Source organism: Bhargavaea massiliensis, from assembly GCF_018390575.1.
GTDB classification, from domain to species: domain Bacteria; phylum Bacillota; class Bacilli; order Bacillales_A; family Planococcaceae; genus Bhargavaea; species Bhargavaea massiliensis.
Window position 1 is genome coordinate 131,925 of sequence record NZ_JAHBCJ010000004.1, and the last position, 14,216, is coordinate 146,140.

Genomic DNA, 14,216 nt, shown 5'->3' on the forward strand with positions numbered 1-14,216 from the left:
AATAGATGAACAGCCTCGCGAAACGGAGTGTTCGAAATGTTTACGGATAGTTGGAGAAACATGGCCAAAGGAAATATTTCACCGGTCTACCTGATCAGTGGCCCGGAAATGTATTTTTTTGATGAAACAGAGAAGAGGCTTAGGGATGCCATGCCAGATGCGGCCGCGTCGGAACTGATCACGTTCGATCTGGATGAAACTCCGGTGGAGGCCGTGATCGAAGAAGCGGATACGTTCCCGTTTTTCTGTGACCGGAAGCTGATCATTGCCAGAAACGCATCATTTCTGAAAGCTGCCGACAAGGGAAAGGAAAAAGTGGAACATGACTTGGACAGGCTGATGGACTGGCTTGCCCATCCTCCGGAAAGCGCGGTCGTCCTGTTTCTCGCTCCCTATGAGAAGCTGGATGCCCGAAAAAAAGTGGTCAAGGCATTCCGTAAGCATGCGGTCTGCCTGGAAGCGGAACCGCTCAAAACCCATGATGTCGAAACCTGGATCAAGCAGGAAGCGACCCGTCTCGGGAGCAGCGTATCGGACAGCGCCGCACGTCTTCTGATTGATACCGCAGGAGAAGACCTCGTCCGGCTCCGTTCAGAGCTGGAAAAGCTGTCGCTTTATACAGGAGAGGGCAAGGAAATCAGTGAAGACACTGTCAGCCTTCTCGTGCCCAAAACGCCTGAAGACGATGCCTTTAAACTGCTCGACGCCTATATGCAGGGAGACTCGGCCAGGGCACTTCAGATTTATAGGGATCTGCTCCGGAATAAAGAAGAGCCGATCCGCCTGAATGCACTTCTGGCCAACCAGGTCAGGCTCATCATACAGGTAAATGCACTAAAGAAAAAGGGCTACCAGCAGCATCAAATCGCCAAACAGCTTAAAGCCCACCCGTACCGGGTCAAACTGATTCTGGAGAACCGGAAACTGGCCGACGACGCCCGCCTGCTTGAAACCCTGTCGCGCCTTGCGGATGCAGATCTCCGGCTGAAAACTGTCTCCGGCAACAGGGAACGGATTCTCGAGCTGGTGCTTATGCAGAAGGTGAGCGGAATAAAATGAACAGACTGCAGAACCGGGCTTAAAGTTCCGGTATGCAGTCTTTTTTTATGAACTGTCACGGTTGGATATGGCTTTTGCAGGAGATTCGGGAAGTTACCCAACTCTCAATATAAAGATTAATTCCAAAGGGTTGCACCCCTGATTAAATCCGGGTATAGTACGGGTGAATTACGATCCATCGCACCCTGAGCCTATTGATGAAAGTCATATGATCGCACAAGCCACTGCCTAAGCTACACCCACAAATTCCCATGAGGTGATTGAAATGATGGATGATGAAATCCACGGCTTGCTCAGGAAAGAATACAAATGTGCAGTTATGAAAGTGGGTACAGAAACAACAGCCATCCTGATAAACCGGAAAAGAAAGAACGGGCTAAAAAAACGCATGGCAGGCATGCTGCCATTGTACGAATACGAGAAGTGGGAAGAGGAACTGGACCACTGGGAATACCGGCCGGTCGGCTTCATGACCCTGTTTTCCAGGAAATACATCCACACCACCATCGCGATCTGCTTCGATGATAAGGAAAACGTCGTTTACTGGCGCTACCTCACACCTGCAGAAAAAAACCAAATGCACTTCGCACGGGTTTTGTAATAAATATCAGGAAAAGTGACAGGAATACTACAAGAGAAATCACTCCCCGATGATGTTCTTCTCCCTTCAGGGAAGCATCGTCGGGGAGTGATTTTATGGGAGAGTGATGCCATTCGAAATTAACAGCTCTCTTTATTGGCGGATTGGAGCGGAGTGCCTGAGACACGAGCGGGAAAAGCGTATTTTAAATAAAAAAACCGCCCCTAATCCGGAAGGCCGGATCAAGACGGTCGGAAAGCCAAGCAGAATTACTGGGCTTTTTTCGTGAGGCGGGATTTCTGACGGGCAACCGTGTTCTTGTGGATCAGCCCTTTGTTTGCCGCTTTGTCGAGTTTTTGGATCGCGTCTTTCAGAAGCGCGCTTGCATTCTCGTCATTGTTGGCAATCGCCGCTTCTGCTTTTTTCATCGCCGTACGCATCGCAGATTTCTGCGTGACGTTTTGTGCGTTGACTGCTTCATTCTGGCGGATTCGTTTAATTGCTTGTTTGCTGTTTGCCAATGGATTCACCTCCATTCAGGGTCGGATCAGGAAGCGGCCCGCTTGCCGGGCCTGCCTTTATGCAACAGACAACATTCTATCAAAACTGAAGGTTGATTGCAATCATGAAACGCAAAGAATATTCCCTTGACACTTGGACATACTGATCTGGAGGTGAGCGACATGATGCAATTCGGCAGAACGGATCTGCTTGACGAAACGGAAGAAATGGTCAGGCACCGAACTGAAAAGGACAAAGAAAAACTAAAAGAATCCAGCGGCATCGATTTTCGTGAAAAGCGAAAAGGGCGCTTTATCGTAACGGAGATCCGGGTGGATGAAAAAGGCGCCGAGAAGATCGGCAGAAAGCCCGGTACGTACATTACCCTCACCGCACCGGGCCTCACTGCCGATGATTCGGAAGGCTTCGTGGAAATGGAACAGCTTCTGGCTGACAAACTGCGGGAAATGCACGCATCTCTCGGACTGCCGGAACACCCGAAAGTGCTCGTCGTCGGACTTGGCAACCGCTCCGTCACACCGGATGCTGTCGGCCCGTATGCCATCGATCGCCTTCAAGAAGCCGTCCCGGCATTTTACTCGGAGGATCCCGGACTCATTGCCTATGCGGCAGGTGTGACCGGCCAGACAGGATTCGAAACCAGTGATTTTGTACATGCACTGGCGGATAAAGTCAGCCCGGACCTGATCATTGTCATTGATGCACTGGCGGCAAGGGACAGCACACGATTGTGCCGGACCATCCAGCTGACGGATACCGGCATCCATCCGGGGTCCGGTGTCGGCAACGAGCGGAAAGAAATCTCAAAGGAAGTGCTCGGAATCCCGGTTACTGCAATCGGCGTCCCGACGGTCGTGGACGGGCCGGTCATGGTGTCTGACGCCATCGAATCGGTATTTAACTACATCGCAGCAAAAATTGAAGAAAAAAATTCCCCATCATCGGCACTGGCCGTCACCCCGTGGCTTCATGACAAATCAAAAGAAACCGATAAAAAGGTGCTTAAGCCGATCTTCGGTGAATGGTCACAGTGGTCCAAGGAAGACAAGCAGCAACTGTTCGAGGAAGTGCTTTCGTCGGACGAGCAAAGCATGTTCGTCACGCCAAAGGAAACCGATACGTGGATCCTGCAGTATGCAACGCTCGTATCGTCAGGCGTGGTGAAATGGCTGTCACCTGCCAATCCGGGTTCTGAATCCCCTGCTTCCGCCATATAGTGCGGGAGGGGGGATTCTTTTGATGAAGAAAAAGTGGCAGTTCTATACATGGCTGATCCTATTCTTGTTCTTGATGCCGTTCATAACGGTCAAGATCCCCGGCCTGAATCCGGAGGTCCGGGAGGCCGCCCCGGAATCGGGCAGGCTCGTCTATGCCGCCAACCTGTTCGACTTTGAGGTTGAAGAGGACGGAGAACCTGCGGAAGCGGGCGGGACCGGACGGGCACTGATGTACTTTACCCATTCCCACGAGGCATTTGCGCCGATTCTACGGGCAAAGGAAGGCAAGACCGCCGTCTCGCACAGCAAGGAGAATATTATGAACCTCGGCGAGGCGTTCAATTCCCACTTCGGCATGAATGGAATCAAGCTGGACGTCCTGAACTATGACAATGCCGGCCAGATGAGCCGGAATGGTGTCCCGCACAGCCGCGCCTATAAGGCGATCAGGCCCCATGTGGCAAAGCAGATGGAGGCAGGAAAATACGACCTCGTCCTGGATGTCCACAGGGATTCCCTCGGCAGGAACAAGACCACACTGGACCATAAGGACGGGCCTTATGCGAAAGTGTATTTTGTCATCGGTGAAGATCACGGCGGCCATAAGGACAATCGGCAATTGGCGGAAAAAATCTCTGCAAAAATGAACGAACTGATTCCCGGCATCTCCAAGGGGATCTTCAGGAAAAGCGGCCACGGCGTCGACGGCATTTATAACCAGGATCTCGGACCGAACGTGCTGCTGATCGAAATGGGCGGTACGGAAAATACGGAGGAAGAGCTTAACCGGACAGCGGCGATTGTCGCAAAAGCTTCGGCAGAAGTGCTTGCAGGAAGATGAACGGCCGGAAAAACAATGACTTTCCCGCAGGGCCCTGATTGAATCATGTTTTGTCCACTGTTATAATTCAAAATAGTTTACAGAGGAGTGGACAACATGAATCGCGAAGAACGACTTGCACGCCGGGACCACATCCGGAATTTCTCGATCATTGCTCATATCGATCACGGGAAATCCACGCTGGCCGACCGGATTTTGGAGAAAACGGAAACCCTGACATCACGGGAAATGAAAGACCAGCTCCTTGACTCGATGGACCTGGAGCGTGAGCGGGGCATTACGATCAAATTGAATGCCATCCAGCTGAAATATAAGGCAAAAGACGGTGAAGAATATATCCTTCACCTGATTGATACACCTGGGCACGTCGACTTCACTTATGAAGTATCACGGAGTCTGGCTGCATGTGAAGGCGCCATCCTCGTCGTTGATGCGGCGCAGGGAATCGAGGCCCAGACGCTGGCAAACGTGTATCTGGCGCTCGACAACGACCTGGAAATCCTGCCGGTCATCAACAAGATCGATCTTCCTGCTGCAGACCCGGAACGGGTCAAGCAGGAGATTGAAGATGTGATCGGACTGGATGCTTCCGAAGCCGTCCATGCTTCGGCCAAAGCGGGAATCGGCATCGAAGAGATCATTGAGCAAGTTGTGGAAAAAGTGCCGGCACCGACCGGAGACCCGGACGCGCCGCTGAAGGCACTCATTTTCGACTCTCTTTATGATCAGTACCGGGGAGTCGTCGCCTACATCCGGATTGTCGAAGGGACAGTGAAACCCGGGGACAAGATCCGCATGATGGCGACCGGTAAGGAATTCGAAGTCGTGGAGGCAGGCGTCTTCACGCCAAAAGCCACTAAACGCGACGAACTGACTGTCGGCGATGTCGGCTACCTGACAGCAGCGATCAAGAATGTCGGGGATACCCGCGTGGGGGATACCATCACACTCGCCTCGAATCCGGCCGATGAACCTCTCCCGGGTTACCGGAAGCTGAATCCGATGGTTTTCTGCGGGCTTTATCCGATTGATACGGCCAAATACAATGACTTGCGCGAGGCTCTGGAAAAACTGGAGCTGAATGATTCCGCGCTGACCTATGAAGCGGAAACATCCCAGGCGCTCGGTTTTGGCTTCCGCTGCGGATTTCTCGGCCTGCTCCATATGGAAATCATCCAGGAGCGGATCGAGCGTGAATTCAAGATCGACCTCATCACCACCGCGCCAAGCGTCATTTATGATGTCGTCATGACGGACGGTTCCATTCTGAAGGTGGACAACCCGTCGCTGATGCCGGATCCGCAGAAAATCGAAGAGGTCCAGGAGCCGTATGTCAAGGCCTCCATCATGGTTCCGAACGATTACGTCGGGGCTGTCATGGAACTGTGCCAGCGGAAACGCGGCCACTTTATGACGATGGATTATCTGGATTCGACACGGGTAAACATCATCTATGAGATCCCGCTGTCCGAGATCGTTTATGACTTCTTTGATCAGCTCAAGTCGCATACGAAAGGGTATGCTTCGTTCGACTACGAACTGATCGGATACCGCACGAGCAAGCTCGTGAAAATGGATATTCTTCTGAACGCCGAGAAAGTGGATGCGCTCAGCTTTATTGTTCACCGCGACTTTTCCTATGAGCGGGGCAAGGCAATTGTTGAAAAGCTGAAGGAACTCATCCCTAGGCAACAGTTCGAGGTGCCCGTACAGGCGGCCATCGGAAATAAAATTGTCGCCCGCTCGACCATCAAGTCCATGGGCAAAAACGTCCTTGCCAAATGTTACGGCGGGGACATTTCCCGGAAACGCAAACTTCTCGAAAAGCAGAAAGCCGGGAAAAAGCGGATGAAACAGGTTGGTTCTGTTGAAGTGCCGCAAGAAGCATTTATGGCCGTACTCAGCATGGACGAGGACAAGTCCTAACACCGGAAAAAGGAGGCGGCCGCCTCCTTTTTTCGCATGAAAGAAGGAAACACAAGATGACAGACGGTCTTTATATCCATATTCCTTTCTGCCACCAGATTTGCTTTTACTGTGATTTCAATAAAGTGTTTTTTAAAAACCAGCCGGTTGATGAATACATCGACTGCCTGGGCGAAGAATTAATGATGATGCGCAGGGAAGGAATGTTCGGCGGCGGCGGTCCGCTCACGATCTTTATCGGCGGCGGAACACCGACCGCACTGGAAGACAGGCAATTGGAAAAGCTGTTCTCCCATATTTGCAGCGCCGTGCCGACGGACCGCCTGATTGAGTTCTCCACTGAAGCGAATCCGGACGAACTCACCCCGGACAAGCTCGCGATTCTTTGGGAAAACGGCGTCCGGAGGCTCAGCATCGGGGTCCAGTCATTTGACGCCGGACTCCTTGAAAGGCTGGGCCGCACCCACAGCCCGAATGACGCGGAACGGGTTGTGCGGCAGGCCCGTGAAACGGGATTCGAAAATATCAGCATCGACCTGATGTACGGCCTTCCCGAACAGACGATTGGCCAATGGGAACACACGTTAGACCGTGCCCTTTCACTTGAACTCCCGCATTATTCCGCATACTCACTGATTGTCGAGCCGAAGACGATCTTCTATAATCTGATGAACAAAAATCAGTTGCCGCTCCCGGGGGAAGACACGGAAGCGGGCATGTTCAACCTGCTGATGGAGCGGATGGCGCAATCGGGACTGCGGCAGTATGAAATCAGTAATTTTGCCGAGGAAGGCTTTGAATCGGTCCACAACAAGCTGTATTGGCAGAATCGCACCTACGCGGGTGCCGGTGCAGGAGCGCACGGTTATGCGGGAGGTGTCCGATACTCCAACCACGGTCCGCTTAAAAAGTATATGAACGCGGTCAGCGAGGGCCGGCGGCCGGTATTTGAGGAACATCGCGTCACCGCGAGTGAAGAAATGGAAGAGGAGATGTTCCTCGGGTTGCGCATGACGGAAGGCGTCCGTTTCGACAGATTCCGGAAACGGTTCGGCAGGGAGCTGAACGATGTTTATGGGACACGGATCCGGGAGCTTTCCGAGAAGGGTTTGCTGGCATCGGACGGGGAATCAGTGCGTCTTACCCAGAAGGGCATTTTCCTCGGAAATGAAGTGTTTCAGGAGTTCCTCGGATAACGTACAGTTTGATTGACGGACGGAATGGCTTTTGTTAAATTGGGTATAGATATTAGCACTCAATATAACGGAGTGCTAACAGAGGTGATGATCATGCTGACAGAGCGTCAATTGCATATTTTGCAAGCGATCGTCGACGGGTTTATCCGGTCGGCCCAGCCTGTCGGATCGCGCCAACTATCCAAACTTGATGCCGTGCCGTTTAGCGCGGCGACCATCCGGAACGACATGGCGGACCTCGAAGAGTTGGGTCTTCTTGAAAAGACACATACATCCTCGGGCAGGGTGCCTTCCGAGAAAGGCTACCGCTTTTACGTGGACCATCTGCTAAAGACAAAAAGCCTGGAAGGCAATGATTTGGACCGGATCCGATCGATTTTCGGTGATCGGCTGCTGGAAACCGAACTGATCATCCGAAAAACAGCCGACATACTGTCCGAGCTGACCAGTTACACATCGATCTTGCTCGGTCCGGATGTCGGCCAGCATAAGGTGAGGAGGTTCCAGATTATTCCGCTGTCCGATGATTATGCGGTTGCCATCATTGTCACCGACGGCGGCCATGTCGAACACCGGAACTTCCACATTCCTGAGGATATTCATCCGTCCGACATCGAACGGATGGTGAACATCCTCAATGAGCATCTGGTCGGCGCATCGCTACATGAAATCGACCAGCGGATGCAGACTGAAGTCTCCGATATTCTCCGGCGTCATGTCGGCCGTTACGGGGATCTGTTCAAATCATTCCGGGAGTCGCTCAGCGCTTCCAATGATGAAGATCGGCTGTTCTTCGGCGGCCGCATGAACATGCTGACACAGCCGGAATTCAACGATCCGGAAAAAGCGCGCCAGGTCATGCACTATATGGAAGACGCGCCGCTCGCGGCGCTCCTGTTCGATCTTGGCGATGACGGGATTCATATCCGGATCGGTTCTGAAAACGGTCACCTTGCCATGGAAGATTGCAGTGTCATCACTGCTTCTTATACAGCGGGAGAGGGACGAAAAGGTGCGATCGCCATAGTCGGTCCGACTCGGATGGACTATGCGCGGGTCGTGTCCGTGCTCGACTACATGAGCCGCGGTCTCTCCCGTGAACTGGGCCGGCATCTTAAGTGATGCCTGCCCGATCAAGTTCGGGATTCCTTTACTCGGGAACACCCGAATCACAACGGTTAGTATGAGAGTTTGGAGGAGAATGACCCGTGTCCAAGGATGAAAACAAAGAATTGAATGAGGAAACCGTCAAGACGGCGGCGGTCGAAGGGGACAACAACCTGACCGAAGAAGCGAGCACCTCAGGGGGCTCGCCGGATGAGGCATCAGAAAATCCGGCATCGCAGGAAAGCGGCGAAGCTGAAACCGATTCCCGTGACGCCCGCATCGCTGAACTGGAAGAGGAACTGGAGCGCAAAGAAGACAAGTATCTTCGTCTGCTCTCGGATTTCGAGAACTTCAAGCGCCGCTCTGCCGCAGAAATCCAGGCTGCCGAGAAATACCGTTCGCAGCGTCTCATGCTTGAACTGCTTCCTGTCCTGGATAACTTCGGGCGCGCATTTGATGCGGAAGTGACGTCTGAAGATGCGCTCGCCCTCAAAAAAGGCATGGAGATGATCTGCCAGTCTTTCCGTTCCGCCATGGAAAAGGAAGGGCTCGAGGAAATCGAGGCGGAGGGCAAGGAGTTCGATCCGAACTTCCACCACGCCGTCATGCAGGGCCAGGACGACTCCAAGCCGTCCAATACCGTTTTGGAGGAACTCCAGAAAGGGTATATGCTGAAGGATCGGATTCTGCGTCCTTCAATGGTGAAAGTCAACGAATAAACAACTTGCATAACGCTTCATGATGCATTGATTTTAGGAGGAATGGACAATGAGCAAAATTATCGGGATCGACCTTGGAACAACCAACTCTGTAGTAGCGGTACTGGAAGGCGGCGAGCCGAAAGTCGTTCCGAACCCGGAAGGCAACCGGACGACTCCTTCCGTCGTATCGTTCAAGAACGGCGAGCGCCAGGTCGGTGAAGTGGCGAAGCGCCAGTCGATCACCAATCCGAATACAATCATGTCGGTCAAGCGCCTGATGGGTACAAATGAAAAAGTGTCCGCTGAGGACCGCGACTATTCTCCACAAGAAGTATCGGCGATGATTCTTCAGTACCTGAAAGGGTATGCGGAAGACTATCTCGGCGAAAAGGTGAGCAAAGCGGTCATCACGGTTCCGGCTTACTTCAATGATGCCGCCCGGCAAGCGACAAAAGATGCCGGCCGAATCGCCGGGCTTGAAGTTGAGCGGATCATCAACGAGCCGACGGCTGCTGCCCTTGCCTATGGCCTTGACAAGACGGACAGCGAGCAGACCATCCTCGTCTATGACCTTGGCGGCGGAACGTTCGACGTTTCGATTCTCGAACTTGGCGACGGTGTGTTCGAAGTGCGTGCGACTGCCGGTGACAACCAGCTCGGCGGCGACGATTTCGACCAGGCGATCATGGACTGGCTCGTAGAAGAGTTCAGGAAAGAAAACGGCATCGATCTGTCCAAGGACAAAATGGCGATGCAGCGCCTGAAAGATGCGGCTGAAAAATCGAAAAAAGATCTGTCCGGCGTCACTTCGGCACAGATTTCCCTGCCTTTCATCACGGCAGGTGAAGCCGGTCCGCTGCACATGGAGACGACTCTTTCCCGTGCGAAATTCGACGAACTCACGGCAAGCCTTGTCGAACGTACGATGGTTCCTACACGCCAGGCACTTAAAGATGCCGGCCTTTCTGCCAGCGAGCTTGACCAGGTCATCCTTGTCGGCGGTTCCACACGGATTCCTGCCGTGCAGGAAGCAATCAAGAAAGCGACCGGCAAGGAGCCTCACCGCGGCGTTAACCCGGACGAGGTGGTCGCGATGGGGGCAGCCATCCAGGGCGGCGTCCTCTCCGGCGATGTCCAGGATGTCGTTCTCCTCGACGTCACGCCACTGTCCCTCGGAATTGAAACGATGGGCGGTGTAATGACCAAGCTGATCGACCGCAATACGACCATACCGACATCGAAGTCGCAGGTGTTCTCGACCGCCGCTGACAACCAGCCGGCTGTTGACATCCATGTTCTCCAGGGGGAGCGCCCGATGGCGGCCGACAACAAGACGCTCGGACGCTTCCAGCTGACTGATATTCCCCCGGCACCGCGCGGCATCCCTCAGATCGAAGTCACTTTCGACATCGACAAAAACGGGATCGTCAACGTCAAAGCTAAGGATCTGGGCACGAACAAGGAGCAGCGCATCACGATCCAGTCCGACAATTCGCTGTCTGACGAAGAGATCGAACGCATGGTTAAAGACGCGGAGGCAAACGCCGAAGCCGACAAGAAGCGCCAGGAGGAAGCTGAGCTCCGCAACGAAGCGGACCAGGCTGTCTTCATGACCGAAAAGACGATTTCCGATCTCGGCGACAATGTTTCCGAAGAGGAAAAGAAACAGGCTGAAGAAGCAAAAGATGAGCTGAAAGCCGCTCTCGAAAAAGATGACATCGAAGACATCCGCACCAAGAAAGACAAGCTCATGGAGATTGTCCAGCAGATGTCGGTGAAGATGTATGAACAGGCTGCCCAGCAGGCTCAGGCACAGCAAGACGGCGGATCTTCAGATGACGGCGTCGTCGACGCAGACTTCGAAGAAGTCGACGATGACAAGAACAATAAATAATCCGCCCTCGGAAAAGCCAAAGTCGGTGTTTCGGCTTTGGCTTTTCTACTGTTTAAAAGCGGGCAGCGGGCCCCGGAAAGTTCTGCGGGGACGGGAATGCAGGCGCCCGCCATGTTTTTGAAAGACCATTTTGCGCATGGTACAATGATTCTCATGCAAGAGGGTCTCGAGTCGGGCTTCGTCGGTACTTTAGACTGAGGAGAACGACGCCTTCCTCTGCAGGTCGCAATAACGTTGCAGAGAGGTACGGAGAAGCAGGATAAATTTGTGTAGACATCTAATTCTACGTTTGTCTATGTTTAAAGGAGCAGTGAGACTATGAGCAAGCGTGATTACTATGAAGTACTTGGTGTCACGAAATCTGCAAGCAAAGATGAAATCAAGAAAGCGTACAGGAAACTGTCCAAGCAATATCACCCGGACCTGAACAAAGAGGAAGGGTCTGATGAGAAATTCAAGGAAATCGCCGAAGCTTATGAAGTTTTGAGTGACGACGATAAGCGTGCCCGCTATGACCAGTTTGGCCATGCCGACGCGGCGGGAGGCTTCGGTGGCGGCGGGTTCGGAGGATTTGGCGGAGGCGCCGCCGGATTCGACTTTGATGATATTCTGAACACGTTCTTCGGTGGCGGCGGCAGGCGCCGGGATCCGAATGCCCCTCGCCAGGGAGCAGATCTCTCCTACACGATGACCATCGATTTTATGGATGCCGTTTTCGGCAAAGAAACAGAAATCAATGTCAACAAGGAAGAAAACTGTGATACTTGCGGAGGAGATGGCGCGAAGCCGGGAACGAGTGTTAACACTTGTACAGAGTGCGGCGGCTCCGGCCAGGTAAGCGTTGCACAGACGACGCCGTTCGGCCAGATGGTCAACCGCCGCCCTTGTCCGACCTGCCAGGGAACAGGCAAGATCATTCCGGAGAAATGTTCCGAGTGTCACGGGGCGGGCCGCGTCAACAAACGCAAACGCATTAAAATCACCATTCCTGCAGGCGTTGAGGACGGACAGCAGCTCCGTGTTTCCGGCCAGGGAGAACCCGGCGTAAATGGAGGGCCTGCAGGTGACCTTTATGTGGAATTCCGTGTACGTCCGCATGAGCGCTTTGTACGGGAAGGGGACGACATTCTGCTGGAGCTGCGTGTCAATTTTGCACAGGCAGCCCTCGGGGATGAAGTGGAGGTCCCGACTGTCCACGGAAAAGTGAAGCTGAAGATTCCGGCCGGAACCCAGACGGGCACGACATTCCGTCTGAAGGAAAAAGGAGTTCCGAACGTTCACGGTTATGGGACGGGCGACCAGCACGTCATCATAAAGCTCGTCACTCCGACGAAGATGACCGAAAAGCAAAAGCAGCTGATGCGGGACTTTGCCGCCGTCAGCGGAGATGTACCGGACGAATACCAAAGTTCGCTGTTTGATCGTCTGAAGCGAACATTCAAGGGTGACTGAAAGGGCTGATTTTTACATGAAATGGGCGGAAATCGCGGTGCACACTTCCAATGAGGCAGTCGATGCCGTCTCGAACCTCCTTTACGAAGCAGGGGCAAGCGGAGTCGTGATCGAAGACTCCCGGGAACCCGACCTCGAGCACGACACACGTTTCGGGGAACTGTACGAGCTGGACAGGGCGGACTATCCTTCCGAGGGAGCCGTCGTTAAAGCTTACCTCCCGGTGAACAGCTTCCTTCCCGAGACAGTGAACGAGCTGAAAAACGAAATTTCCAATCTGGTGTCATTCGGGCTCGACATCGGCCCGAACGCTGTGACCCAGTCGGAAGTGGATGAAGAGGACTGGTCAACCGCCTGGAAAGATTATTACCACCCGGTTAAGATCTCAAAGCGATTCACGATTGTGCCGACTTGGGAAGACTATGAGCGGCTCGGCACCGATGAGCTGATCATCGAGCTGGACCCGGGCATGGCATTCGGCACAGGCACACATCCCACGACAGTCATGTGCCTGCAGGCGCTTGAAAAGACGGTCCGGGAAGGTGACGAAGTGGTCGACATCGGTACCGGCTCGGGCGTACTGTCAATCGGTGCCGCGCTGCTCGGAGCCGGGCGGATCACGGCGCTGGACCTGGATGAGGTGGCTGTAGAGTCAGCCCGCCAGAATGCTGAGCTTAACGGGCTGGCGGGAACGATCGATGTCCGTCAGGGCAACCTGCTTGATGTTTACGACGGGCGCCCTGATATCGCGGTCGCCAACATCCTTGCGGAAGTCATCGTCACATTCACAGATGAAGCCTACCGTGTCCTGAAGCCGGGAGGCCTATTCATCACATCCGGAATCATCGCCCAGAAAAAGGATGAGGTAAAGGAAGCGCTGGCAGCTTCCGGCTTCCGGATTGAGGAAGTGATGGTGATGGAAGACTGGACAGCCATTATCGCACGCAAACCGGAAGCGGGTGGGACGGATGCAGAGATATTTTCTTGACGAACCGTTTGCTGCCGGCGGCAGAGCAGTGATCCACGGTGAAGATGCAAGGCACATCGCGAAAGTGATGCGAATGGCTGAAGGCGGGAGAATCATAGCCGTATCGGGCGGAGAGGCTTTCGAGTCAGAAATCACCTCATTGGCTGATGGTGAGGTTGAGATCCGCAGGCTCGGGGAAGCACTGCCTTCCAACGAGATGCCGGTCCACGTCACGGTCGCCGCAGGTCTTCCAAAGGGGGACAAGCTGGACCTCATCGTCCAGAAAGGGACCGAGCTGGGGATGTCCGGGCTGATTCCTTTCGAAGCGGAGCGGTCCATCGTGAAGTGGGACAGCAAAAAAAGCGGTAAGAAGATCGAGCGGCTCAGGAAAATCGCAAAGGAAGCAGCGGAGCAGTCGCACCGGAGCGTCATTCCGGAAATTTCGGAAGTGACCGGCCTGGACGGCCTGGTCCGGCTTGCGGAGTCGTTCGATCTGCTGCTTATCGCGGATGAGGAAGCCGCCAAAGACCGAAGCGGGGGCTCGATTGCCGCCCATCTTGAAAACGTGTATCATGGACAGAAGGTGCTTGCCGTCTTCGGTCCCGAAGGCGGCATCAGCCGCAAAGAAGCGGAGCGGTTCCGTGAAGCAGGATTCAGGCCCATTGAACTCGGGCCGCGAATCCTCAGGGCCGAAACGGCACCACTATACGCGCTGTCCGCCATTTCAAGCGAAATAGAAGGAAAGAGGTGAGCC

13 protein-coding genes are annotated in these 14,216 nt (G+C 53.8%); 12 read left to right on the forward strand and 1 reads right to left on the reverse strand.

The window, feature by feature from the left end; translation table 11 throughout:
- Positions 1-36 precede the first annotated feature (36 nt).
- Together holA and KHA84_RS07480 are read left to right on the forward strand one after the other, a co-directional pair.
- Positions 37-1,059: a DNA polymerase III subunit delta gene (gene holA / locus KHA84_RS07475; protein WP_213422907.1), complete on the forward strand. Its 1,023-nt coding sequence runs from the start codon at positions 37-39 to the stop codon at positions 1,057-1,059.
- A 265-nt stretch (positions 1,060-1,324) separates the two neighbouring features.
- Entirely contained in the window at positions 1,325-1,660 is a 336-nt protein-coding gene (locus KHA84_RS07480) for a hypothetical protein (RefSeq protein ID WP_213422908.1), read from the forward strand.
- 248 nt (positions 1,661-1,908) lie between these two features.
- Here KHA84_RS07480 and rpsT read toward each other — a convergent pair whose 3' ends face one another.
- Positions 1,909-2,160, reverse strand: a complete 252-nt coding sequence (gene rpsT, locus KHA84_RS07485; protein WP_213422909.1) for a 30S ribosomal protein S20 — start codon at positions 2,158-2,160, stop codon at positions 1,909-1,911.
- Between the two features lie 162 nt (positions 2,161-2,322).
- On the opposite strand from rpsT, the gene gpr reads away from it, so the two are divergent.
- The 10 genes from gpr to KHA84_RS07535 all read left to right on the forward strand — a co-directional run bounded on the left by gpr (position 2,323) and on the right by KHA84_RS07535 (position 14,213).
- The gene (gpr, locus tag KHA84_RS07490) at positions 2,323-3,378 is read left to right on the forward strand and encodes a GPR endopeptidase (protein WP_213422910.1); all 1,056 of its coding nucleotides are present in this window, start codon (positions 2,323-2,325) and stop codon (positions 3,376-3,378) included.
- A gap of 22 nt (positions 3,379-3,400) precedes the next feature.
- Positions 3,401-4,219, forward strand: a complete 819-nt coding sequence (gene spoIIP / locus KHA84_RS07495; RefSeq protein ID WP_213422911.1) for a stage II sporulation protein P — start codon at positions 3,401-3,403, stop codon at positions 4,217-4,219.
- A gap of 96 nt (positions 4,220-4,315) precedes the next feature.
- Complete coding sequence (gene lepA, locus KHA84_RS07500) at positions 4,316-6,145, forward strand: translation elongation factor 4 (RefSeq protein ID WP_213422912.1); 1,830 nt, start codon at positions 4,316-4,318, stop codon at positions 6,143-6,145.
- A 56-nt stretch (positions 6,146-6,201) separates the two neighbouring features.
- Entirely contained in the window at positions 6,202-7,341 is a 1,140-nt protein-coding gene (hemW, locus tag KHA84_RS07505) for a radical SAM family heme chaperone HemW (protein ID WP_213422913.1), read from the forward strand.
- 93 nt (positions 7,342-7,434) lie between these two features.
- Entirely contained in the window at positions 7,435-8,463 is a 1,029-nt protein-coding gene (hrcA, locus tag KHA84_RS07510) for a heat-inducible transcriptional repressor HrcA (RefSeq protein WP_213422914.1), read from the forward strand.
- 86 nt (positions 8,464-8,549) lie between these two features.
- Entirely contained in the window at positions 8,550-9,167 is a 618-nt protein-coding gene (grpE, locus tag KHA84_RS07515) for a nucleotide exchange factor GrpE (protein WP_213422915.1), read from the forward strand.
- Positions 9,168-9,216: 49 nt separating this feature from the next.
- Positions 9,217-11,043, forward strand: coding sequence for a molecular chaperone DnaK (gene dnaK, locus KHA84_RS07520; RefSeq protein WP_213422916.1), 1,827 nt, complete (start codon positions 9,217-9,219; stop codon positions 11,041-11,043).
- Between the two features lie 318 nt (positions 11,044-11,361).
- Complete coding sequence (gene dnaJ, locus KHA84_RS07525; RefSeq protein ID WP_213422917.1) at positions 11,362-12,495, forward strand: molecular chaperone DnaJ; 1,134 nt, start codon at positions 11,362-11,364, stop codon at positions 12,493-12,495.
- 16 nt (positions 12,496-12,511) lie between these two features.
- Positions 12,512-13,483, forward strand: a complete 972-nt coding sequence (gene prmA, locus KHA84_RS07530; RefSeq protein ID WP_213422918.1) for a 50S ribosomal protein L11 methyltransferase — start codon at positions 12,512-12,514, stop codon at positions 13,481-13,483.
- The gene (locus tag KHA84_RS07535; protein ID WP_213422919.1) at positions 13,464-14,213 is read left to right on the forward strand and encodes a 16S rRNA (uracil(1498)-N(3))-methyltransferase; all 750 of its coding nucleotides are present in this window, start codon (positions 13,464-13,466) and stop codon (positions 14,211-14,213) included. The genes prmA and KHA84_RS07535 overlap by 20 nt, the downstream gene beginning before the upstream one ends.
- The last annotated feature ends 3 nt before the right edge of the window (positions 14,214-14,216 follow it).

Coding starts and splice junctions, on each gene's coding strand:
- lepA (WP_213422912.1), top strand. CDS start 4,316: ATGAATCGCGAAGAACGACTTGCACGCCGGGACCACATCCGGAATTTC.
- dnaJ (WP_213422917.1), top strand. CDS start 11,362: ATGAGCAAGCGTGATTACTATGAAGTACTTGGTGTCACGAAATCTGCA.
- hemW (WP_213422913.1), top strand. CDS start 6,202: ATGACAGACGGTCTTTATATCCATATTCCTTTCTGCCACCAGATTTGC.
- KHA84_RS07535 (WP_213422919.1), top strand. CDS start 13,464: ATGCAGAGATATTTTCTTGACGAACCGTTTGCTGCCGGCGGCAGAGCA.
- hrcA (WP_213422914.1), top strand. CDS start 7,435: ATGCTGACAGAGCGTCAATTGCATATTTTGCAAGCGATCGTCGACGGG.
- gpr (WP_213422910.1), top strand. CDS start 2,323: ATGATGCAATTCGGCAGAACGGATCTGCTTGACGAAACGGAAGAAATG.
- KHA84_RS07480 (WP_213422908.1), top strand. CDS start 1,325: ATGATGGATGATGAAATCCACGGCTTGCTCAGGAAAGAATACAAATGT.
- spoIIP (WP_213422911.1), top strand. CDS start 3,401: ATGAAGAAAAAGTGGCAGTTCTATACATGGCTGATCCTATTCTTGTTC.
- dnaK (WP_213422916.1), top strand. CDS start 9,217: ATGAGCAAAATTATCGGGATCGACCTTGGAACAACCAACTCTGTAGTA.
- holA (WP_213422907.1), top strand. CDS start 37: ATGTTTACGGATAGTTGGAGAAACATGGCCAAAGGAAATATTTCACCG.
- prmA (WP_213422918.1), top strand. CDS start 12,512: ATGAAATGGGCGGAAATCGCGGTGCACACTTCCAATGAGGCAGTCGAT.